Origin of the sequence: Stenotrophomonas sp. CFBP8994, from assembly GCF_034044835.1 — a bacterium.
Taxonomy (GTDB): domain Bacteria; phylum Pseudomonadota; class Gammaproteobacteria; order Xanthomonadales; family Xanthomonadaceae; genus Stenotrophomonas; species Stenotrophomonas rhizophila_A.
In genome coordinates this window covers 114,946-137,415 of record NZ_JAXCWT010000002.1, presented here as the reverse complement: position 1 = coordinate 137,415, position 22,470 = coordinate 114,946, and the positions used below count along the sequence as shown (strand labels likewise).

The window sequence follows — 22,470 nt, the reverse complement described above, 5'->3', positions numbered from 1 at the left end:
CCACGCCGCACGCGGCATGGCGACATGGTGCGGTTACAGCAGCGTGCCGCGCAGGATCATCGCAGCGATGCTGAAGTAGATCACCAGGCCGGTGACGTCGACCAGGGTGGCCACGAACGGTGCCGAGGCGCTGGCCGGGTCGAAGCCCAGGCGCTTGAGGATGAACGGCAGCATCGAACCGGACAGCGAACCGAACGTTACGATGCCGACCAGCGCCGCACCGATGGTGAGCGCCAGCAGCTGCCAGTGCTCGCCGTAGTCGTGCAGGCCGAGCAACTGCCAGGACACGATGCGGATGATCGCCAGCACGCCGAGGATGGCGCCCAGGGTGATGCCGGTAGGCACTTCGCGCAGCGCCACCTTCCACCAGTCGCGCAGGCGCAGTTCGCGCAGCGCCAGGCTGCGGATCAGCAGCGAGGTGGCCTGCGAACCGGAATTGCCGCCGGAGCTCATGATCAGCGGAATGAACAGCGTGAGCACCACGGCGCGGGCCAGCTCGTCCTCGTAATGCTGCATGGCGCTGGCGGTGAGCATTTCGCCGAGAAACAGCACGCTGAGCCAGCCGGCGCGCTTGCGCAGCATCTCGAAGAAGCCGATCTGCATGTACGGTTTTTCCAGCGCTTCCATGCCGCCGAACTTGTGCGCGTCCTCGGTGGATTCTTCGATCAGCGCATCCAGGATGTCATCCACGGTGACGATGCCCAGCACCTGCTGGCGCGCATCGACCACCGGGATGGCGAGCAGGTCGTGGCGACGGATCAGCTGAGCCACTTCTTCCTGGTCGAGCATGGCATCGACGGTCACCGGCGGATTGACCTGGGCCACCTCCAGGATCGGCTCGTCCGGCAGGCCGGTGATCAGCCGGCGCATGGTGACCACCTGCTGCAGGGCCTGGGTGACCGGGTCCAGCCCATAGATGGCGTATACGGTCTCGCGGGTGCGCTCGACTTCGCGGATGTGCTGCAGGGTGCGGCCCACGGTCCAGTCGGCGGGCACGCTGACGAATTCGGTGGTCATCAGCGCGCCGGCGGTGTGCGCCGGGTAGCTGAGCAGCTGCTGGATGGCCCGGCGCGAATCGGCGCTGAGCAATGGGATCAGGCGCGCGCGTTCGTCGTCGTCCAGCTCATGGACGATGTCGGTGGCACGGTCGTCGGCCATCAGGCCCAGCAGCGCGGCGGCCTTGGCCACCGGCAGCGCGGCCACGAGGTCACCGCTGCGGGTGAGCTCGGGCTGTTCGAGCATTTTCACCGCACGCGGCAACGGCAACGCGGCCAGGGTGTCGGCGGCGCGCGGCAGCGCCAGGGTGTTGAGGTATTCCACCGCGTCGGCGGTGTTGAAGTCCTGCAGGGGTGCGCTCAGGGCGGCGGCATCCGCCACCGGGCGCAGGAGGTCTTTCTGGTTCATGGGGTTCGCCTTGTGGATCGCGATCGCGCGACGCCAACGCTGGCGAACCGTCCCGTGTCAGGCGGTGGCCATCGCTGGCGTCGAGCAAGGTCGACTTCTACTGTCGCTGGACATGGGTGTGGACTCCGGAAGGGTTTCGCTGGGCGCGCCGTGCTGGCGCGGTCAGCGGGCGGCAGTCTGGACCCGCACGCAGACCGGGTCAACCCCTTGCGGGCCCTCGTTCGGGCCCGGTTGAAGGTCATTGACGCGCGGGGCCGCATAATAGGCCGCCGGCGACAGGCCGATGATGCGATGCGCAGGTTTCCCCATGCATAGCGGTGCGCTGGTCCTGGCCCTGGTGCTGCTGCTGGCCGCGGTGATCGCGGTGCCGGTATTCAAGAAGCTCGGGCTGGGTGCCGTGCTGGGCTACCTGGCGGCGGGCGTGGTGCTCGGACCTGACGGGCTGGGCTTCGTGCAGGATGCCGACCGGATCCTCGGCGCGGCCGAGATCGGCGTGGTGATGCTGCTGTTCGTGATCGGGCTGGAGCTGTCGCCCACGCGGCTGAAGGTGATGCGGCGCTCGGTGTTCGGCGCCGGCACCGCGCAGGTGGCACTGAGCGCGGTGGTGCTGGGCAGCCTGCTGATGCTGGACCACTTCCACTGGAAGGGAGCGCTGATCGTGGGCATCGCGCTGGCGCTGTCGTCCACTGCCGTGGGCCTGCAGCTGCTATCCGAACACAAGGGGCTCAACACGGATTACGGCCGGCTGGGCTTTGCCATCCTGCTGTTCCAGGACCTGATCGCGATTCCGCTGCTGGCGGCGATTCCGCTGCTGGGCGGGGCACGCAATGAAACCCTGCAGTGGAACGACGTGGCGGTGGCGCTGGGCGCGCTGGCCGTGGTGATCCTGTGCGGGCGACCGGTGCTGCGCTGGCTGTTCAACACCGTGGCGCGTACGCGCAGCCCGGAGGTGTTCACCGCGATGGCGCTGCTGGTGGTGCTGGGCACGGCGTGGTTCATGCAGACGGTGGGCCTCAGCCCCAGCCTGGGCGCGTTCCTGGCCGGCGTGCTGCTCTCGGATTCGGAATTCCGGCATGAACTGGAATCGCAGATCGAGCCGTTCAAGGGATTGCTGCTGGGCCTGTTCTTCATCGCCGTGGGCATGGGCATCGACCTGGACCGGGTGGTGGCCGAGCCGTGGGCGATCGCAATCGGGGTGGCGGTGCTGCTGGTGGTGAAGTTCAGCCTGCTGTTCGGCATCGGCAAGCTGGCCAGGCTGAGCACGCGGCACGCGCTGCTGCTCGGCAGCGTGCTGTGGCTGGGCGGTGAATTCGCGTTCGTGGTGTTCAACGAAGCGCAGCGCGCGAACCTGCTGGGCAATGCCAACCACGACCGGCTGGTGGCGATCGTAGGCCTGTCGATGGCGCTCACGCCGCTGCTGTTGATCGCGTTGCTGCGCCTGCTGGGGCGCGAACACGAGGTTGCGCGCGACAGGCCCGCGGCCGACACCATCGACAACGGCGGCACCGAACCCAGCGTGATGATCGCTGGCATGGGCCGCTTCGGCCAGGTGGTGGCACGCCTGCTGACCGCGCAGAAAATCCCGTTCGTGGCGCTGGAAGCGAACCCGGATACGGTGTCGGACCTGCGCCGCTTCGGCAACAAGCTGTACTACGGCGACCCGACCCGGCCGGAGATCCTGCGCGCGGCCGGCGGCGAGCATGTGCGGGTCTACGTGATCACGCTGGACGACCCGGAAGCGAACATGCGCGCCACGCGGCTGATCCGGCGCCTGTACCCGGACGCGGTGGTGCTGGCCCGCGCACGCAACCGCCAGCACGCATGGCGGTTGATGGACATGTCGGCCGAACCGTTCCGCGAGGTGTTCGGCAGCAGCCTGGACATGAGCGAGCGGGTGCTTACGGCGTTGGGCCTTCCGACAGAAACGGCACGCGACCATGTGCAGCGTTTCCGCGAGCACGATGAAAAACTGCTGCGCGACCAGTACCTGGTCTACGACGACGATGCCGCGGTCATGCAGACCTCGCGCGATGCGAGAGCGGACCTGATGCGCCTGTTCGAAGCCGATGCGGAACGCGATGAAAAGCCAGACAACCAACGCGACAATTGAACGGAACCGATCGAACGTATCCAACTCCCCCATCGTTCGCCAGCAACTCGTAGCGCCGACTGTCAGTCGGCGACCGCGCGCAGCGCGGCCCGAAGATCCGCAGACACGCACCTAACGGCTGCGGCGCACCTATCGCGGTTGATGACCGTCCGAAGCCGCGTGTCAGGGGTTCATGACGTCGGAATGGAGAGCAGCCGACTAACAGTCGGCTCTACCGGTCGGCTCTACCGGTTGGATACACGGGTCGGATGTACCGGTCGGATATACGGGTCGGATATACGGGTCGGATTTACCGGTCGGATTTACCGGTCGGATACACCGGTCGAGACAAGCGCCGCCGTTACCCGTTATCGCGCAGGAATCTTGCCATCGACGAAACGCCCGGCACGCGCGGTTCGAACTCGCCGGCCACGTCGATGAAACCGCGCATCACCGCGATCTCGCGCGGGCTGCGGTTCAACGCGTCGCGTACGTCCGGATCCGCGCCTGCGCGCAGCAGGCGCTGCACCAGCAGCGGCAGGCCGTGCAATGCCGCCAGGTGCAGCGGACCGAACCCACGCGGATCGCGCGCATCCAATGACACGTCTTCATCGAGCAGCCGCTCCACGGCGGCCAGCACGATCTGCTCATCGCAGGCGGTACCCGGCTCGGCGCGCGCGCCCAGCAGCAACAGCAGCGGGGTCACCGAACCGGCTGCGGCCTGGTCCGGTTCGGCACCGGCCAGCAACAGGGTGTCCAGCAGCGCCAGCAGGCGCGAACGATCCCGCGCACCAAAGCCGTACAGGGCCGCACAATGCAGCGGCCCCAGTTGCTGCGCATCGCCCGCATGCACGTTGGCACCGGCGGTCAGCAGGCGCGCGGCGATGTCCGGCAGGCCCAGCGCCGATGCCAGCATCAGCACGGTCACGCCACCGGGCAGCTTGTATTCCAGTTCCGCACCGGCATCCAGCAGCGCCGACACGATGTCGATCTGGCGCATGCTCACCGCCGCCGACAACGGCGTGGCACCACTGGCTGCAGCGTGCTGCGGGTTGGCGCCACGCGCCAGCAGCAGGTCGACCACGGCCAGGTGGCCGCCACCGGCGGCACGCAGCAGCGCGGTGCAGCCCTGCGCATCCACCACGTCCACCGCGAAGCCCAGGTCGTTCAACCGGCGCACGGCGTCGGCATCGCCGGCCATCGCGGCGGCGGGGAGATCGGCGGCACGCAGCGCGCGGCGCGGCAGCTGCCAGACCCGCCAATCCAGCCAATCGGCCAGGTCGCGGCGGCCGATCGACAGCGCCACGCCCAGCGGGGTCTGGCCATCGGCAGCGCGGGCTTCAGGCGAGGCGCCCTGCTGCACCAGCAGCTTCAACGAGCCTTCGCGGGCCAGCGCGGTGGCCAGGTGCAGCGCGGTCATGCCGTGGCTGTCGCGGGCTTCACGGTCCACGCCGAGGGTGAGCAGGGCCTGCTGCAGGCGCAGCCAGCCCAGGCGAACGGCGAGCGACAGCGGCGGATCGCCGGCCGGCGAGGCCGCAAACGGATCGGCGCCGCGTTCGAGCAGTTCCAATGCAAGCTGTTCCAGGCCGCGCGCGGCCTGGTCGTGCTGGGCGCAGGCGCTGAGCAGGCGTGCCAGGCCACCGGCACCGGTCGGCGATACGCCCCGGCGCAGCAGCACCTGCAGCGCGGGCACCGCATCGATGCCACGCGCCAGCAGCGCGAACATCGGGGTATCGCCGCAGGCATCCAGGACCTCCGGCGCGGCACCGTGCGCCAGCAGCCACTCCACCGCGTGCGGGTCCAGCGCCAGTTCGCCGTCGTGGAGCAGGCCGCCCAGTTCGTCCGGGCTGCACAGGCGGGCCAGCGAGGCCATGCCATCCACGTTGCCGAATCCCAGCGCTTCGCGCAGCAGGTCCAGCGGCGGGCGGTCCGGCAGTGCCGGGCTCCCCTGCCCGCTGTCATCCTCGCCCGCGCTGGCCAGGCCATCGCTCACTGCGGTGGGCAGCGGGTAGCTGCGGTCCAGCAGCGAGACGATCGCCCAGCGCCCGGCGGCGGCGGCGATATCCACGGCGCGGCGTCCCTGCGGATCGGAGACGTCGGCGGCAATGCCCAGGTCCAACAGGCGGCGGACCAGCAGCGGCGAGACATTGTCGGCCATGCAGGCCAGCAGCACCGCGTTGCGGCCTTCCACGTCGACCGCATGCAGGTCGGGCTTGTGCGGCAGCAGGTGTTCGACCACGCCGGCCCGGCCACCGCGCGCGGCTTCCAGCCACGGCGTACGAGACAGCGCATCGCGCGATTCAAGGTTGGCGCCGGCCGCCAGCAGCACATCGATGATGTCCACGTGGCCGGCCAATGCCGCTTCATGCAGGGCGCTGCGGCGCTGGCGGTCGCGCGCGTCGGCGCGCGCCTTGTGCTTGAGCAGCAGCTGCACGCCGGCCGGATCGTCTTCTTCGGTGCCGGCCGCGGCCAGCAGCACGGGGGTGCCCTCGGCCGGTTCGGTGCGCGCACCGCGCTCCAGCAGGAACCGCGCCAGCCGCCAGTTGCCGACCTGGCAGGCCACTGCCAGTGGCGACCAGCCGTCATTGTTCAGTGCATCCACTTCGGCCGCGGCATCGCGCAGCAATGCCGCCACGCCGGGATCGGAACTGCGCGCGGCGTGGTGCAGCGGGGTGTTGCCGTCGCTGTCTACCGCGCGCGAATCGGCGCCGTTGGCAAGCAGGGTCATGACCGCTTCGGGGCGGCCGTGCCAGCTGTCGCGGGTGGCGGCCAGCAGCGGGGTCATGCCCTTGTGCGGGGTGTTGACGCCCACGCCACGGGCGATCAGCTCGCGCAGCAGGCGCAGGTCGGGCAGCACGGCGGCCAGCACCACCAGGCTGCGCTGGTCGCGCCAGGTGGGATCGGGCAGACCCTGCGGGTCGGCACCTGCCGCCAGCAGCTGCAGGGCGCGGTCGACCCGGCCGCTGCGCGCGGCTTCGTACAGCGCCGGCAGGCGTTCGTGCTGGGCCAGCGGCTCCAGCGGTTGGCCCGGGTCGTCGTGCTGGGCGGCGGCGGCGAACGGGTCGCTGCCCAGGTCGAGCACGCTGCGGCTGCCCAGCGGGTCGGCCGGCGCGATGCGCTGCAGGGCCAGGTGGGCCAGCGGCGAACCGATCAGCACCGCCAGCGTGAACGGCCAGCGCAGGCCATCGGGCACCAGCCCCGGCCACGCAGGAACCACCACCAGCGCGCAGACCGCCACCACCAGCGCGGCCACGACCAGCCCGCGCCAGGCGCTGAGATCGCGGCCGGCCAGGGTGCGCCAGTGGCGCGCCAGGCTGCCGTCACTGCGTTCGATTTCATTCCACAGCGGCCAGGTGCGCCAGACGCCGAGCAGCGCGGCACTGACCGCCACGCTCAGGCCGAGCACAGCGGCCAGGCTGCCGCTGTCGTGCAGCGCGGCCAGCGGCCAGGCCACCAGCAACGCCAGCAGGGCCGGGCCCACCGACCACAGCGCGAGCAGCGCCGGCAGGTCCTGGCGGCCCAGCTGGGGCAGCGCCGGCACGGCGCGGCTGCGCCGCCACCAGGATACGCCCAGCGCGAACGCCGGCTGCGCCAGTGCGGCACCCAGCGCAGCCGGCACCCCGCCCAGCACCGCGGCCAGCGACAGCAGGCCGCCCGTGGCGAAGGCGATGGCGGCAGCGCGGGTGCGCGGAATATCAGTCATCGCGGCGCGGCACCTTCACGGGCGCGACCGGCGGCGGTGGCATCTGCAGGTGGAAGCCGCGCTCTTTGAGGTTGGCGCGCACTTGATCGGCGTCGGCCAGGGCGAGGCGACGGTCCGGAGTCAGGGCAACTTCCAGCACGAATGCGAACGGCGCCAGCGTGGCCTTCAGCGCATCGGGGATGGCATCGAAGGCGTCGCGGGCGGCGAGGTAGACGTAAGTGTCCTGCTTGCGTTGGCTTTTGTAGACGTAGGCTTGCATTGCCCGCGGGGCTTGGCCCTGGGAATAGATACGCCGATTGTGGAGTAAAGCAGGCAACTACGAAAGCCGGGCAGGCGCCAAGGTGTCGGTTTGCTGGCGCGCGGCAGATTCAGGTTCATCAATGTCGCGACGGTGTTCAGGTAGGGCGGCCGCCGCCGTTCCGGGGGAACGGCGGTGGCGATGCCAGCCGACTAACAGTCGGCTGCTACCGGTGGAGTGCCGCGAAGCGTCACTTCACCTTTGCGTAGGTGCCCTTCAGGGCGACGCCGGCCAGGATGGCGCCTGCGTAGCATTCGAAGTTGGTGGTGCTCTTGAACTCGTTCTTCTTGTAGTAGCTGACCACGTCGACCACGGCGTTGGCGCCGCGCGACTTGGCGCCGTCCTGCAGCGCCTTCAGCGCCGACAGGGCCACCCAGTTGCAGGCCTCGGCATCGCTCTTGTTGGCGGCATTGGTCTTCTTGTTGGTCACGTCTTCGCCGAGGCGCTGCTGGACGTTGACCTTTTCGCCGGCCAGGAAGAAGCGGACGCTGCCGTCGATGCCGGCGGCCTTCGCCTCCGGGGAGTTGATCAGGTCATGCAGCGGCAGCTCGACCCGGGTTTCACGGGCGTTGGCGGTGCTGGCAACAGCAAGCAGGGCGGTGGCGGCAATCAGGGCAAAACGACGCATTCAAACATCTCCTTGTTGGTAAGGCGGGGTGTTGCTCGGGGGAAAGTCAGTCCTGCCAGCGGCGGAAGATCAACGAAGTGTTGATGCCGCCGAAGGCGAAGTTGTTGCTCATCACGTACTCGGGCTGCATCTGCCGGCCTTCGCCGCGGATGAAATCGAGCGCGCCGCAACGCGGGTCGACCTCGTGCAGGTTCAGGGTCGGGGCGAACCAGCCTTCGCGCATCATTTCGATGGTCACCCAGGCCTCGAACGCGCCGCACGCGCCGAGCATGTGGCCGACGTAGCTCTTCAGCGAGCTGATCGGCATGCCTGCGCCGAACACCTGGGCGGTGGCCTGGGTTTCGGCGATGTCGCCGTGCTCGGTGGCGGTGCCATGTGCGTTGACGTAGCCGATCTGCTGCGGTTCCAGCCCGGCGTCTTCCAGCGCCAGGCGCATGGCCTGGGCCATGGTGTCGGCGGTGGGCTGGGTGACATGCTGGCCGTCGCTGTTGGTGCCGTAGCCGACCACTTCGGCCAGGATGGTGGCGCCGCGCGCCTGCGCGTGTTCCAGCTCTTCCAGGATCAGGGTGCCGGCGCCCTCGCCCAGCACCAGGCCGTCGCGGTGGGCATCAAAGGGACTTGGCGTGGTCTTCGGCGCATCGTTGCGCACGCTGGTGGCGAACAGGGTGTCGAACACCGCCGCGGCGGTGGCGTCGAGCTGTTCGGCGCCGCCGGTGACCATCACCGTCTGCTTGCCGCTGCGGATCGCCTCGTAGCCGGACCCCACACCCTGGCTGCCGGAGGTGCAGGCGCTGGAGGTGGTATACACGCGACCGGACAAGCCGAAGAACACGCCGATGTTCACCGGCGAGGTGTGGCTCATCATCTTCAGGTAGGTGGTGGCGCTGATGCCTTCGGTGGTGTGCTCGTGGAGCATGCGGCCGAATTCGGCGGTGGCTTCGTGGCTGCCCGACGACGACCCGTAGGCCACGCCGGCCAGGCCGCTGCGCAGCACCGGATGGCCGAGCAGGCCGGCCGCTTCCAGCGCCAGTTCGGTGGCGCGCACCGACATCACCGCCACCTTGCCCATGCTGCGGGTGGTCTTGCGGTTGTAGTTCGAGGGCAGCTCGTAGTCTTCAGCCGGTGCAGCCAGGCGCGTGTTGAGGCCGTCGAACACTTCCCAGCCGGGGATGTAGCGCACCGCGTTTTCCTGCGCATGCAGGCGCGCGCGGATGCTCGGCCAGTCGTGCCCCAGCGGGCTGATGGCGGCGGCACCGGTCACCACGACGCGACGATCGGGTCGGCTCATCAGACCATCCCTCCGTTGACCGAGATCACCTGGCGGGTGATGTACCCGGCCGATTCGGAGAGCAGGAACGAGACCGCGTGCGCGACTTCGTCCGGCTGGCCCATGCGCCCGGCGGGAATGAGTTTCAGGGCGTGCTCAAGCACTTCTTCGTTGACCATCTCGGTCTCGATCAGGCCCGGTGCCACGCAGTTGACGGTGATCGCGCGGCTGGCCAGTTCCAGCGCCAGCGCCTTGGTGGCGCCGATGATGCCGGCCTTGGCCGCGCTGTAGTTGGTCTGGCCGCGGTTGCCGACCAGCCCCGACACCGAAGACAGGGTGACGATGCGGCCGGGCTTGCGCCGCCGCACCATCGGCATCACCAGCGGGTGCAGCACGTTGTAGAAGCTGTCCAGGTTGGTGTGCACCACCGCATCCCAGTCCTCTGCCGGCATGGCCGGGAAGGCGCCGTCACGGGCGATGCCGGCGTTGCAGACCACGCCGTAGTAGGCGCCGTGCGCCTCGACATCGGCCTCCAGCGCGGTGCGCGCGGCATCGCGGTCGGACACGTCGAACATCAGCACGCGGGCCTGGCGGCCCAGTGCCTGGATCTCCGCGACCACCTGCTGCGCTTCGTCGATCCTGCTGCGGCAATGCACCACCACATCGAAGCCATCGCGCGCGATCCGCAGCGCCACGGCGCGGCCGATGCCCCGGCTGGCGCCGGTCACCAGCACGGTCAGATTCCCTGTCATGCCTCTCCACTCTCCAGATAAGCCATCGCATCGCGTGGTTCGAACACCGATACGTTGGCGACCGCCAATTCAACATCCCCTGCCAGGATCCGGCAGGCGAACATGCCCAGTCCATTTTCGCCCATCAGCTCGCAGTGTGCCTCTACCCGCAGGCAGCTGCCCGGCGTGAAGGCCGGCTGGTGGGCGGTATAGCGGCGGGTGCCGAGCAGGAATCCGATCGACGGCTCGCGCCCTTCGGCGCGCGCGCGGCAGCCGGCCCAGGCCGCAATCGCCTGTGCCATGTACTCGACGCCCACCCAGGCGGGCACCCCGTCAGGCGTGGAGAACAGGCCGTGCGTGGGCACGTCCACTTCCACCACGATGGATTCCGGCTGCCATTCGATGACCCGGTCGATCAGCCGCAGGCTCTCGCGATGCGGCAGCACGCTTTCGATATCGGTCGGCAACTGCATGCTCATCCCCGCGCCAGCGCCAGCACGGCATTGCTGCCGCCGAAGGCGAACGAATGGCTGAGCACATGCTGCAGCGGCTGCGCCGCGCGCGTGCCACGCGCCACCAGGGCCAGCGCCGGCAGCGCCTCGTCGCCCTGCCCGTCCCACCAGTGCGTGGGCAGGCGCTGGTCCGGGTTGTCGGCCAGGGTCATCCAGCACAGCGCCGCTTCGATCGCGCCCGAGGCGCCCAGGGTGTGCCCGGTCAGCGGCTTGGTCGAGCTGGCAGGCACCTGCGCGCCCAGCACGCTGGCCACGGCCAGGCTTTCCATGGCGTCGTTGTGGCCGGTGGCGGTGCCGTGCAGGTTGACGTAATCAATCTGGTCGGGGGCCAGGCCGGCGCGGTCCAGCGCCTGCTGGATGGCCTCGATGGCGCCGCGCGCCTGCGGGTCCGGCGCGGACATGTGGTGCGCGTCGGAGGATTCGCCCCAGCCGGACAGGCGCACCGGGCCCGGCTCGCGGGTCATCAGGAACAGCGCGGCGCCCTCGCCGATGTTGATGCCGTTGCGGTGGCGCGAGAACGGGTTGCAGCGCGCGGCCGACACCGATTCGAGCGCGCAGAAGCCGGCCACGGTGAAGCGGCACAGCGAATCGGCGCCACCGGCCACTACGGCATCGACCACTCCCGAACGCAGCAGGCGCGCGGCGGACATCAGCGCCTTGGCGCTGGACGAGCAGGCGGTGGAAATGGTCCAGGCCGGGCCATCGCTGCCGATCCGCTCGCGCACGAAACGCGCCGAGGTGCCCATTTCCTGCTGCGCGTAGTCGAAACCGTCCGGCCAGCGGCCTTCGTCGGCCTGCAGGCGCAGCGCGCCTTCGGATTCACCGATGCCCGAGGTGCTGGTGCCGATGATCACCGCGACGCGCCCGGCGCCGAAGCGCGCGATCGCCGCTTCCACCGCCGGGCGGATCTGCAGCAGTGCGGTTTCCAGCAGCGCGTTGTTGCGTCCGCGCAGCGCCACCGGCAACGCCGACAGGTCCGGCAGCGGCCCGCTCACTTCGCCCAGCGCCAGGGTGCGGCCGGCGATCAGGGTGTCGTTGTCGCGCAGGCCGCCGGGCTGGTCGGCAAACAGCCCGTCGCGCACCTGCGCGCGCCCGCTGCCCAGTGCGCAGACCACACCCAGCTCGTTCAGATATACCGCGCTACTGCTCACTGTCGTGCCTGTCCCATGTCCAACGATTCAATCACCAGTTCATAGCCTTCGGCCAGGTTGCGCAGGCGCAGGCGGCCGCCGTCGAGCGGTTCCAGTACCAGCCACGCCTTGCCACCCTGCTCCAGGCGGCGGCCACCGTCGGCCTCGACCAGGCTCCATCCAGCGGGAAGCTTCGCCCGGATGGCATCGGCCGGCCACAGCGCGAACTGAAGGTCATCCAGCACGCGTTCGCCACGCACCTGCGGCGGCAGCCACGGGGCGCGGGTCTGTTCCAGGGTGTGCCCGTCCCAGACCATGCGCACGCCGGTCTGTCCCATTGCCTGCACCGCCAGCCGCACCTGCTCGCCATCGGCCTCGAGCAGCGCATCCAGCTCGCGCTCGTGGCTGCCGAAGCGGAACTGCAGGCGCTGCTGCAGCTGCAGCGGTTCGGCCAGCGCCGAGGGTGCCAGCTGCAGGGTCGGCAGCTGCACCAGGGGAGCGGGCATGCGGGTGCTGGCGCAGGCCGCCAGCAACACGCTCAACAGCAACGTCAGGATCAGCCGGTGCACAGTTCCTCCAGCACCCGCAGGCGGCGGCCGCTGTCATCGGCCACGTACGGGTTGGTGGTGTCCCACGCGTAGCCGGCCAGGATCGAGGAGATCATGCGGCGCACATCCGGCTGCGGGTCGGGGTGGTAGATGATCTTCTGGAAGCCACCGGCGTACCAGGCCTCGACGAAACGGCGGAAGGTCTTCACCCCGGCGCGCAGCGGAAGGGCGAATTCGCGCTCCCAGTCCACCTGCTCACCGGCATGCCGGCGCGCCAGGCAGTCGCTTGCCAGCTGCGCGGACTTGAAGGCGATGGTCACGCCGGAGGAGAACACCGGGTCCAGGAACTCGCCGGCGTTGCCCAGCAGCGCGTAGCCCTCGCCCCACAGCGAGCTGACGTTGGCCGAATAGCCGGTGATGGTGCGCACCGGCAGCACCGCCCATTCGGCGTTCTTCAGCAGGCGGGTCAGGTTCGGGTCTTCGCCGACGATGGCCTGCAGTTTCTCCAGGTCGGTGCCGTCGTACTTCTCGAAGAAGCTCGGCTCGGCCACCACGCCCAGCGAACAGCAGCCGTTGGAGAACGGGATGGTCCAGTACCACACGTCCACGTGTTCGGGATGGGTGGTGATCAGGATCTTGTTGCGGTCGAAACCGGCATCGGCCGGAATGTGGTCGCGCACGTGGCAGAAGATCGCGCCGCGCACCGGGAAGTTCGACGGCGATTCCAGGTTGAGCAGGCGCGGCAGCAGGCGCGCGAAGCCGCTGGCATCGAGGATGAAGCCGGCTTCGATGGTGTACTCGCTGCCATCCGGGCGGCGCACCTGCACGCGCGCCGGGCTGCCGGGCTCGACCGACAGCACTTCGTCGCCGAAGCGCAGGGTGGTGCCCATGCGCTCGGCACCGCGCGCCAGCACGTCGTCGAAATTGGCGCGCTGCACCTGGTAGGTGGTGCCCCAGCCCGGCGAGAACTTGTCGCGGAAGTCGAATTCGGTGGTGCGCTCGCCGCGCACGAAGGCCGCGCCGTTCTTGTACTGGAAGCCGGCTTCGACCACGTCCTGCAGCAGGCCGGCCGCTTCGATGTACTCCATGCTCTGCGGCAGCAGGCTCTCACCGATGGAGAAGCGCGGGAACTGCTGGCGCTCCAGCATCAGCACCTGGCGGCCCTGCTGGCGCAGCATGGCGGCGGCCACGGAACCGGCAGGACCTGCTCCGATCACCAGGATTTCAGTTGTTTCCAATGCTGCGGTCATCGATGCATCCTTGATCAAGAAGTAGGGGGGAGTCCGGCGCGGTCGCTCAGTGCGGTGCGTCGTGCGGTGGCGGGCGGAACAGCGGCGAGATCAACCAGACCAGGCCGATGCCGAACAGCAGGGTGAGACCGAACGCGCGCAGCGCCGGCGTGGCCGACAGGCCCAACAGGCCGAACGACAGCCAGGTGCTGGCCGCGCCGACGCAGACCGCCAGCCAGGCGCTGGCATCGCCGCGGTGTTCGATCAGGAAGATGCCGTAATCGATGCCCATGCCGAGCAGCAGCATCAACGCCAATACATTGAACAGCTGCAGCGGCTGCCCGAACAGGCCGAGCAGGCCCAAGGTGAGCGCGCCGGCCGCCAGCGTGGGAGCGAACACGCGCCATGCCTGCGCGCGGTAGCGCCAATACAGCACCGCGAACACCAGCACGATGCCCACCAGCAGCAGCGCGCTCATCAGCTTGCGGTAGTGCTTGAGCAGCGCGGAGAAATCGGCGGTGCGGTCGACCCAGCGCACGCCGTCGATGCCCTTGGCCTGCGCTTCCAGCAGCGTCAGCGCATCGGCGCGGGAGAGGTCATCGACCATCACCACCGAGGCCATGCCCTTGCCCACTTCGCCCAGCCACAGGTGGCGGAACGGCATGGCGGCGGGCGACGCCAGGAACGCCTCGGCCTGCAGGTCCTGCGCCGCGTAGTCCGGGCGCTGCAGGCTTTCACCGACCGTTTCGCCGACGGCAGCCAGTACCTGCGGCTCGACCCGCGCGGTCAGCGCGGCATCGGCGTGCTGGCGCTGTACCGACGGCAGCCACTCGCTGATCGCGCGGTAGCCGCCGATCTGCTTGTTCGCCGAGAGCACGCGCAGGCGCTCGATCAGCGCTTCTTCGCGTTCCAGCACCTGTTCGGCGTTGTCGCCCTGCACCAGGTAGAACTGTGCCGGGCTGGGCATGCCCAGCATCTGGCTGATGCGGATCTGCTGGTTGATCAGCGACATCGGCGAGGACTGCAGACTGCGCAGGTTGTCGTCCGCGGTCAGGCGCAGCATGCCAAGGCCCGACAGCACCACCACCGCACCCAGGAACAACCCGACCGGGCGGCGCCCGTGCAGGCGCGGCCAGCGCTCCAGCGTGGCGCCCAGCCAGCGCGCGAAGCGGGTACTGCGGATTTCGCCGCCATCCAGCCACGGGAACCAGAAGATCACGGTCAGGAACGCACCGGCCAGGCCCACAACGGAGAACAGCGCCATCTGGCGCAGACCGGGGAACGGCGCCAGGCCCAGCGCGAGGTAGGCCAGCGCGCTGGTCACCAGGGCCAGCCACAGGCCGGGCAGCAGGTGCCGCAGCAGTTTCCAGCGGCGGTCGGCCGGCTCGGCCTGGCGCGAGGCGAACCAGTGGATGCCGTAATCCTCGGCGACGCCGACCAGCGAGGCGCCGAACACCAGGGTCAGCACGTGCACCTTGCCGAACACCAGCACGGTCACCGCCAGCGCCACGCCGCAGCCGATCAGCAGCGAGGCGGCCACCAGCAGGATCGGGCGCAGCGAACGGAATGCAAGCCACACCAGCAGCAGCACCGCCGCCAGCGAACCCCAGCCGATGGTGTTGATTTCCCAGTTGGCCTGCACCGCGGCGGCCTCGGCGTGCAGCGGCACGCCTGCGCGCAGTACTTCCAGGCCGGGCGCGTGCTTTGCCGCAGCGGCGGTGGCGGCATCGAGCAGCAGGTCGATATGGCGTTCACCATCGAGTTGGAACGCGGAACCGAGCGTTTCGTACTGGATGACCGACCAGTGCTTGCCGTCGGCGTCGAGCAGGCCGTCGTCGCCCATGCGCAGGCCAGAGGCGGCAGCCCGCTCCTGCCACCACTGCGGCCACAGCGACAGGGGGTCCTGCCGCCATTCGGTCAGGCGCGGCGCGCCCATCGGGCCGTACAACGCGGCCAGCGCGGATTCGGACAGGCTTTCGGCGGACTCATCCTGCAGGCGCTGGCGCTGCTGCCCGGTCAGCAGGCGGTCGCGGTACGGCGCGTAGAACGCGCGCGCCTGGTCGAACCAGCCTTCAATCGAGCCACTTTCCTGCAACAACGCCTTGCCCTGCGGATCGTCGCGCAGGCGCTGGCGGAAGGCCTGTTCGGCGGCCTTGGTGGCCGCGCCGTCGGCGCTGCCGAGCAGCACCACGATCTGCCGCGCATTCGCATCGGCGATGCGCCGGGTTACATCGGACAGCAGGCGGTCGTGCGCATCCTGCGGCAGCAGCGCCAGGATGTCGGTGTCGATCCGCGATTCCTTCGACCACAGCTGCCACTGCTGCACGCCCAGCCCGACCAGCACCAGCAGCCACGCCACCGCCAGCCAGCGCCATGCACGCTGCAGCCGGCCGTTCTCGCGCCAGGCCGAATTCAACGACTCATTCAAACCGGCGGTCCTCGTCGGCGCTGAGCTGCGCCGGGGTTTCGCCCAGGGCGGTGAAGTGGATGCGGGTGACATCCTGGTTCGCTTCGGTGATCTGCACTTCCCGCACGTAACGGTCGCCGCTCAGTTCGAGCGCGCTGAACACCTTGGCCAGCATCGGCGAGCGCGGGGTAAGGTGCATGCGCCAGCCGTTGTCGGGCAGCGCGTCGACCTTCACCGTGAACTGCGCGGACAGCGCCTGCGCATCGCCGCTCATGAGCGCGAACATGATCGCGTTGACCGAGCGCATCGCCGGCTGCTGGCGGCCATCCAGTTCGACCCGGCTGCTGCCATCGCGCTGGCGGCTGAGGATGCGGTCGCGGGTGACCACCACTTCGGAGGGAAACGGCTTGAGCGTGGTCCAGATCACGCCACGGTCCTGGGCCAGCACGAAGCGGCCCTGGGAGCGCAGCGGATTCTTGAAGCCGGAAACCTGCTTGTCCTGGCTGAATTCGCCGCGCAGCACGTTGACCTTGGCCACGCGCTGCTTGACCAGGTTCACGCTGGCGGCCGGCGCCGCGAGCACGGGGCTGGCCACGGCCAGCAACACCAGCACGCCCAGCGTGCGCAGGAAACGGATCATGGCACCTGTACTCCCAGCCGTTCCCAGAGCACCGACGGGCACAGGTACAGCATTTCGTTGGTGGCCGCGTCGACCGCGACCTGGATGGTGTGGGCACGGGTGAGCACCTGCCCGCTGTCGGCGTCGAAGATCTCGTAGGCGATCTTCAGGCGGTTTTCCCACTCGGTGATGGTGGCGCGCACGCGCAGCGCCTGGCCGTACAGCAGCGGACGGATGTACTTCACCCGCGCGTCGACCACCGGCCAGATGTAGCCGGAATCGCGCATCTGCGGGTAGTCGTAGTCATGGCGCTGCAGCAGCGCGCAGCGCGCCACTTCGAAGTACTTGAAGTAGTTTCCGTGCCACACCACGTGCATCGGATCGCAGTCGTGGAAGGTCGGCGACAGCGCGACCTCGAAGCTCAGGTCAGGGACGGTCATACAGGCTCCAGCGCTGGCTGCGGATATCGTCGAGCAGGCTGCGCAGCTCGCCGTCCAGGGCGCGGTCTTCTTCCACCAGCGCGATGCGTCCGCACAGGTCCTGGTACATGGCGGCCAGGTCGCCGTGCAGGGTGGCGTTCATGCCGACCCGCTCGCGCAGGGCCACGCCCTGGCGTGCGGCGATCAGCATGCCGGCCACCACCTGTTCGGTCAGCTCGATCACGCGCAGGCAGTCGCGCGCGGCGATGGTGCCCATGCTGACCTTGTCCTGGTTGTGGCATTCGGTGGAACGCGAGAACACCGAGGCCGGCATGGTCTGCTTGAGCGCTTCGGCGGTCCACGCCGAGACGCTGATCTGCAGCGCCTTCAGGCCGTGGTTGATCGCCGCACGCTCACCGGTGGAAGCCGACAGGTTGGCCGGCAGGCCGTGGTTGAAGCGCGCGTCCACCACCAGTGCCAACTGGCGGTCGAGCAGATCGGCCAGGTTGGCGATGGTGTTCTTCAGCGCATCCATCGCGAAGGCGATGTGGCCACCGTAGAAGTGGCCGCCGTGCAGGATGCGCTCGCCATCGGCGTCGATCAGCGGGTTGTCGTTGGCGCTGTTGAGTTCGGTTTCGATGAACTGGCGCAGGAACGGCAGCGCATCCTGCACCACGCCGATCACGTGCGGGGCGCAGCGCAGCGAGTAGCGGTCCTGCAGGCGCTGTTCGTTGCGGGGCGGGCGGTCGCTGTGCAGGTCGTCGCGCAGGCGCGCGGCGATCTGCATCTGGCCCGGATGTGGCTTGGCGGCGAACAGCATTTCATCGAAATGGTGCGCGTTGCCGTCGCTGGCCAGCACATTGAAGGCGGTCAAGCGGGTGGCCAGCTTGGTGAGATAGTCAGCTCTGTCGTAGGCCAGGCAGGCCAGCGCGGTCATCACCGCGGTGCCGTTCATGATCGCCAGGCCTTCCTTCGGCCGCAGCCGCAGCGGGGCCATGCCGATCTCGGCCAGTACCTCGGCGGCCGGGCGGCGTGCGCCCTGGTACATCACCTCGCGTTCGCCGCAGAGCACGGCGGCCACGTAGGACAGCGGAGTGAGGTCACCACTGGCGCCGACCGATCCTTCGGCCGGAATCAGCGGCAGCACGTCGTGGCGCAGGAGCGTGGCCAGACCCTGCAGCAGCGGATGGCTCACGCCCGACATGCCACGCACCAGCGAGGCCAGGCGCGCGGCGATGACCGCACGGGTCTCCTGTTCGTCCAGGAAGCGGCCCAGGCCACAGCCGTGGTAGGTGAACAGATGGTGCGGCAGTTCGGCCACCAGTGCCGGTGGAATGTTGACCGTGCACGAATCGCCGTAGCCGGTGGTCACGCCGTAGATCACCCCGTCCTCGCGCAGCAGGCGATCGAGGAAATCGGCGCCGCGCTGGATGCGCGCGGTGAATGCCGGGTCGTCGCTGACCACGGCGTCGGCCTGGCGCTGCGAGAGCGCGACCACGTCTTCAATGGTCAGCGGCGCATCGCCGAAGCGGAGCGTCCGGGTCGGGGTGGAGCCTGCATTACGTGCCATGAGATGCCTGATCCCAGAAGGGGAAGAAGTTGAACCAGTCCAAGGGGGCTTCGGTGACCTGGCGTTCCAGCCACCGGGCGAAATGTTCGGCCTGCGCGGTCAGCGCGGCATCGCGCGAGCCGCGCGGCAGGGTGATGCGGTCGCTGAAGTGCTCGAAGCGCACGCGGTAGCCCGTGCCTTCGTGCAGGCAGGCCATGGTGTACACCGGGCAGGCCAGCGCCGAGGCGAGTACATAGGCGCCGATCGGGAACTGGGCGGTATGGCCCAGGAACGGTGCCGGCACGGTGCGCCCGCCGCGCAGCGGCACGCGGTCGCCGACGATGGCCACGAATCCGCCGGCCTGCACGCGGCGCTGCAGCTCCACGGCGGTGGCCGGGCCCATGTCGGTGACCTGCATCAGTTCGACCGAGGCCAGCGGATCCAGCCGCTGCATGAGCCGGTTGAAGCGCTGCGCATGCGCGGTGTGCACCAGCACGGTGATGTGGAAGCCGGGCACCTGCTCGGCCAGCACCTGGCACAGCTCCAGGCAGCCGATGTGCGCGGTGAGGATCAGCCCGCCTTCGCGGCGTGCGATCTTTTCCAGCATCAGGTCGCGCTGCAGCTGGATGCGCTCGGGCGGGTAGCGCCCGCCCAGGCCCAGCAGCTTGTCCAGCAGCGTATCGGCGAACAGCGCGAAGTGTTTCAGGCTGGTCCAGCGCCCCGGCGTACCGCCGAGCACCCCGGTATGCGCCTGCAGCCGCTGCAGGTACTGCAGCGAGGCGCGGCGCGCCACGCCGTTGCTCAACCAATGGCACAGCACCACCGGGTATACGCACAGGCGGAACGGCCAGCGTCCAAACCAGCGGTGCACCCAGCACAGGAACAGCACCCCGGCGGCCGAGGTGGTCTCGCCCAGGTCGGCCCAGTGCGGGGCGTTGGCCGGTGCCGGTGCGTTCATGCCGCCGCGGTTCCTGCGACGCGGCGCCACAGCAGGCGCGGGGCGCGCCAGAGCATGCCGAAGAAAAGGCGGGTGTGCATGCGGCTGATGCGCACGTTGTCGCGCCACACATCGAAGTGCGAGACGCCATCGCTGGGATAGGTCACCCGGGTGGGCAGGCTGATCACCTGCACGCCACGCCAGAACAGCCGCACCAGGATCTCGCTGTCGAAATCCATGCGCCGGCCGATGGTTTCCTCGCCCACCAGGCGGGTGACCGGCGCCAGCGGATACAGCCGGAAACCGCACATTGAATCGCGGATCTGCAGCGACAGCGTATTGATCCAGACCCAGATATGGGTGGCATAGCGCCCGTACAGGCGTGCCTTGGGCACGCTGTCGTCGTAGACCGGAATGCCGCAGATCACCGCCTGCGGGTGCTGCGTGGCCAGGGCCACGAAGCGCGGAATGTCGGCCGGGTCGTGCTGGCCGTCGGCATCGATCTGCAGCACGTGGGTATGCCCACGCCGCGCCGCTTCAGCGAAGCCGGCCAGCATCGCGCCGCCCTTGCCCTGGTTCACCGCCAGGCGCAGCAGGCTGACCTGCTCCGGGTGTGCCTGCGCCAACGCCTGCAGCACCTGCGCGCAGGCCGGGTGCGAGCCATCATCCACCAGCAGGCACGGCAGGCCACTGGCACGCACGCCCTGCACCACCGCGCCGATGGCGTGTTCGTGGTCGTAGACGGGAATCACCACCAGCGGCTCAAGCATCGCCGAACACCACCCGCCCGCTGGCATGCACGCCGTGGTCGGAGACATAGCGGAAGCTCAGCACCGATTTCAGCGCATCCCAGCCCAACGTCAGCTGCAGTCGGTCGCCCGGCCGCGCCACGTGCTGGAACTTCAGGGCGTCCATCCGCTCGAAACGCGGCGGCATGGCGAAGGCTTCGCGCGCGTAATGGATCGCCCAGTCCAGCTGGACCACCCCGGGCAGGATCTTCGCCTGCGGGAAGTGGCCATCGAAGGCGACCAGGTCCGGTTCGAGCGGGAGCACCAGCACGGCGGCATCCGCGGCGCGCTGCTGCCACTGTGCCACCGGCAGCAGCGGCCGGAACAACGCTTCCAGCGCGGCGGCGGTGATCTTGCCCTGCGCGTTGTACGGCAGTTCGTCGATGAAGCGCCAGCGCCGCGGGCGGGTCACCGCATCATGGCTGTGGGCCAGGTGCGCACCCAGCGCCTGCGACAGCTGGCGGCGCTGTGCATCGGTCCACTGCGCCACGCCACCGTTGTGCGGCACCACCACGGCGGCAAGCTGTTCGCGTGCGCCCTGCAGCACCAGCACGCGCACGTCCTGTACCTGCGGGTGCGCGCGCAGCTGCTGTTCCAGCGCGTCGAGCGAGACCCGGCGTTCTTCGATCTTGACGATGCGGTCGGCGCGCCCGAGCAGGCGGAAGCTGCGCCCGGCATCGGCCTCCACGCGGTCCTGGGTCTGCCACCAGGCGTCGTCGACCAGGTGCGGCGAGGACACGGCCAGGCAGCCTTCCTCGATCCGCCAGGACACGCCCGGCAGCGGGTGCCACTGCGGCTGTTCGGCGCTCCATTGGCGCCAGGCGATGCCGCCGGTTTCGCTGCTGCCGAACACTTCGGTGGGTGCCACGCCAAGCAGCGCGCGGGCCTGCAGCGCGGCCTCGCTGGGCAGCGGGCCGCCAGAGGAAAACACCGCGCGCAGCTGGCCGCTCAGCGATGACCAGTCCAGCTGTTCGGGCAGGCGCTTGAGATGGGCCGGGGTGGCGACCAGCACCGAGGGCTGGTGCGCCAGCGCGCTGACCAGGTCTTCATGGAAGAAGCGGCGCGGCTGGATCGCGCGGCCGGCCGCCAATGGCCACAGCACGCGGAACAGCAGGCCGTAGATGTGCTGGTGCGAGACCGTGCCGTGTACCTGCGCGCCATCGAGCTGCGCACCGAACGCGGCCTGCAGCGCATCCACCTCGCGGGTCAGCTGGCGCATGCGCTTGCTGATCGCGCTGGGCGCGCCGGTGCTGCCGGAGGTGAACACCACCAGTTCCAGCGCGTCTTCGTCCAGCACGGCCAGCTCGGCCTGAGGGTCGGCGGCGTCGCGCGGCTGCAGCGGCGCGAAATGCGCCGGCACGTCACCGGCGAAGCCGGCCACGCGCGGGGCCAGCCCGTCCAGGGTGGCCGGCAGGTTGTCGCCGCCCAGGTACACCCGTTTGCCCGCGTGCCAGGCGCCGAACAGCGCGGCGGCGAAGTCCAGGGTGTCGTCGAAATAGAGCGCCCAGTCGCGGCCGGGCGCGGCGGCGAAGGCCTGCTGCCAGCCGATGACCCGGGTGCGGAACAGCGGGTGCGCCACGGCACTGCCCGTCGCATCGATGCCGACGATGCGTTCGGCCCGGGGCAGCTGCGCCAACCGGTCCAGCGCGATCCACTCAGCCATGCGCGTGTGCCGCCTTCACCCGCCGCCGCACCAGCCATTCACCACCAAACAGGACACCCATCATCACGTACGCCAACAATCCGTTGTAGAGCGCCCAGACCTGGTTGGAGGCCCAGAACGCCGTGAGCAGGGCCAGGCCCCCGTTGAGAACAAAAAAGCCGCACCACACCTGGGTGACACGGCGGGTATAGACCACGGCGAACGGCGGCAGTTCCGGCTCGGTCAAGCGCGCCAGCCGCTCCACCGCGCTGGGCGGGAAACGCAGGCTGGTGGCAAAGATCACCAGCATCACCGCATTGACCAGCGCCGGGTACAGCTTCAACGGCAGCGCCTGGTTGAACGCGGTGGCCAGCAGGGCCAGCACGCCGGCGCCGATCGCGGCGGCCCACCACACCGGCTGGCGGGTGGTCAGTGCGCGCAGCGCGGCCAGGGCGAACAGCAGCAGGGCCATCCAGCGCGGCTCGAAGCGTCCCAGCGAGAGATACACCACCAGCGGGTACGCCAGCGACAGCACTGCAAACGCCGCGACGCGTACCCGGACCATGGTCG

At 69.3% G+C, this 22,470-nt stretch carries 19 protein-coding genes; 1 reads left to right on the top strand and 18 read right to left on the bottom strand.

The window, feature by feature from the left end:
* Positions 1-33: 33 nt before the first annotated feature.
* Positions 34-1,404 (bottom strand): magnesium transporter, encoded by a 1,371-nt coding sequence (gene mgtE, locus SOM39_RS05385; RefSeq protein WP_320457727.1) that lies wholly within the window; start codon positions 1,402-1,404, stop codon positions 34-36.
* A gap of 307 nt (positions 1,405-1,711) precedes the next feature.
* Here mgtE and SOM39_RS05380 point away from each other — a divergent pair, with 307 nt between their 5' ends.
* Positions 1,712-3,514 (top strand): monovalent cation:proton antiporter-2 (CPA2) family protein, encoded by a 1,803-nt coding sequence (locus SOM39_RS05380; protein ID WP_217537514.1) that lies wholly within the window; start codon positions 1,712-1,714, stop codon positions 3,512-3,514.
* A 340-nt stretch (positions 3,515-3,854) separates the two neighbouring features.
* Here the strand turns inward: SOM39_RS05380 and SOM39_RS05375 are convergent, their stop codons facing one another.
* The 17 genes from SOM39_RS05375 to SOM39_RS05295 all read right to left on the bottom strand — a co-directional run bounded on the left by SOM39_RS05375 (position 3,855) and on the right by SOM39_RS05295 (position 22,465).
* Entirely contained in the window at positions 3,855-7,196 is a 3,342-nt protein-coding gene (locus SOM39_RS05375; protein WP_320457726.1) for an ankyrin repeat domain-containing protein, read from the bottom strand.
* Positions 7,189-7,455, bottom strand: a complete 267-nt coding sequence (locus tag SOM39_RS05370) for a YcgL domain-containing protein (protein ID WP_184126006.1) — start codon at positions 7,453-7,455, stop codon at positions 7,189-7,191. The genes SOM39_RS05375 and SOM39_RS05370 overlap by 8 nt, the downstream gene beginning before the upstream one ends.
* Positions 7,456-7,684: 229 nt before the next feature.
* Entirely contained in the window at positions 7,685-8,122 is a 438-nt protein-coding gene (locus tag SOM39_RS05365; protein ID WP_093532656.1) for an excinuclease ATPase subunit, read from the bottom strand.
* A 46-nt stretch (positions 8,123-8,168) separates the two neighbouring features.
* Positions 8,169-9,410: a beta-ketoacyl-ACP synthase gene (locus tag SOM39_RS05360; protein WP_068854444.1), complete on the bottom strand. Its 1,242-nt coding sequence runs from the start codon at positions 9,408-9,410 to the stop codon at positions 8,169-8,171.
* Entirely contained in the window at positions 9,410-10,141 is a 732-nt protein-coding gene (gene fabG, locus SOM39_RS05355) for a 3-oxoacyl-ACP reductase FabG (protein ID WP_320457725.1), read from the bottom strand. The genes SOM39_RS05360 and fabG overlap by 1 nt, the downstream gene beginning before the upstream one ends.
* Complete coding sequence (locus SOM39_RS05350; RefSeq protein WP_179197292.1) at positions 10,138-10,599, bottom strand: hotdog family protein; 462 nt, start codon at positions 10,597-10,599, stop codon at positions 10,138-10,140. The genes fabG and SOM39_RS05350 overlap by 4 nt, the downstream gene beginning before the upstream one ends.
* On the bottom strand, positions 10,596-11,783 hold the full coding sequence (locus tag SOM39_RS05345) for a beta-ketoacyl-[acyl-carrier-protein] synthase family protein (RefSeq protein ID WP_320457724.1): 1,188 nt from the start codon (positions 11,781-11,783) through the stop codon (positions 10,596-10,598). Before SOM39_RS05345 ends, SOM39_RS05350 begins: the two co-directional genes overlap by 4 nt.
* Positions 11,780-12,331 carry a DUF3261 domain-containing protein gene (locus tag SOM39_RS05340; RefSeq protein ID WP_093532651.1) on the bottom strand — a complete coding sequence of 184 codons (552 nt, stop codon included), beginning with the start codon at positions 12,329-12,331 and terminating at the stop codon, positions 11,780-11,782. Before SOM39_RS05340 ends, SOM39_RS05345 begins: the two co-directional genes overlap by 4 nt.
* A complete protein-coding gene (locus SOM39_RS05335; protein WP_095363319.1) occupies positions 12,319-13,560 on the bottom strand; it encodes an NAD(P)/FAD-dependent oxidoreductase in 1,242 nt (413 codons plus the stop codon). Before SOM39_RS05335 ends, SOM39_RS05340 begins: the two co-directional genes overlap by 13 nt.
* Before the next feature lie 46 nt (positions 13,561-13,606).
* Positions 13,607-16,039: an MMPL family transporter gene (locus tag SOM39_RS05330; RefSeq protein WP_320457723.1), complete on the bottom strand. Its 2,433-nt coding sequence runs from the start codon at positions 16,037-16,039 to the stop codon at positions 13,607-13,609.
* Entirely contained in the window at positions 15,960-16,586 is a 627-nt protein-coding gene (locus SOM39_RS05325) for an outer membrane lipoprotein carrier protein LolA (protein WP_320457722.1), read from the bottom strand. Before SOM39_RS05325 ends, SOM39_RS05330 begins: the two co-directional genes overlap by 80 nt.
* Positions 16,583-17,005: an acyl-CoA thioesterase gene (locus SOM39_RS05320; protein WP_068854452.1), complete on the bottom strand. Its 423-nt coding sequence runs from the start codon at positions 17,003-17,005 to the stop codon at positions 16,583-16,585. Before SOM39_RS05320 ends, SOM39_RS05325 begins: the two co-directional genes overlap by 4 nt.
* Positions 16,992-18,554 (bottom strand): aromatic amino acid ammonia-lyase, encoded by a 1,563-nt coding sequence (locus SOM39_RS05315; RefSeq protein ID WP_320457721.1) that lies wholly within the window; start codon positions 18,552-18,554, stop codon positions 16,992-16,994. The genes SOM39_RS05320 and SOM39_RS05315 overlap by 14 nt, the downstream gene beginning before the upstream one ends.
* Positions 18,544-19,491: an acyltransferase gene (locus SOM39_RS05310; protein WP_320457720.1), complete on the bottom strand. Its 948-nt coding sequence runs from the start codon at positions 19,489-19,491 to the stop codon at positions 18,544-18,546. The genes SOM39_RS05315 and SOM39_RS05310 overlap by 11 nt, the downstream gene beginning before the upstream one ends.
* The gene (locus tag SOM39_RS05305; RefSeq protein ID WP_320457719.1) at positions 19,488-20,240 is read right to left on the bottom strand and encodes a glycosyltransferase family 2 protein; all 753 of its coding nucleotides are present in this window, start codon (positions 20,238-20,240) and stop codon (positions 19,488-19,490) included. Before SOM39_RS05305 ends, SOM39_RS05310 begins: the two co-directional genes overlap by 4 nt.
* Positions 20,233-21,921, bottom strand: coding sequence for an AMP-binding protein (locus SOM39_RS05300; RefSeq protein ID WP_320457718.1), 1,689 nt, complete (start codon positions 21,919-21,921; stop codon positions 20,233-20,235). Before SOM39_RS05300 ends, SOM39_RS05305 begins: the two co-directional genes overlap by 8 nt.
* On the bottom strand, positions 21,914-22,465 hold the full coding sequence (locus SOM39_RS05295) for a hypothetical protein (protein ID WP_210131347.1): 552 nt from the start codon (positions 22,463-22,465) through the stop codon (positions 21,914-21,916). The genes SOM39_RS05300 and SOM39_RS05295 overlap by 8 nt, the downstream gene beginning before the upstream one ends.
* Positions 22,466-22,470 lie beyond the last annotated feature (5 nt).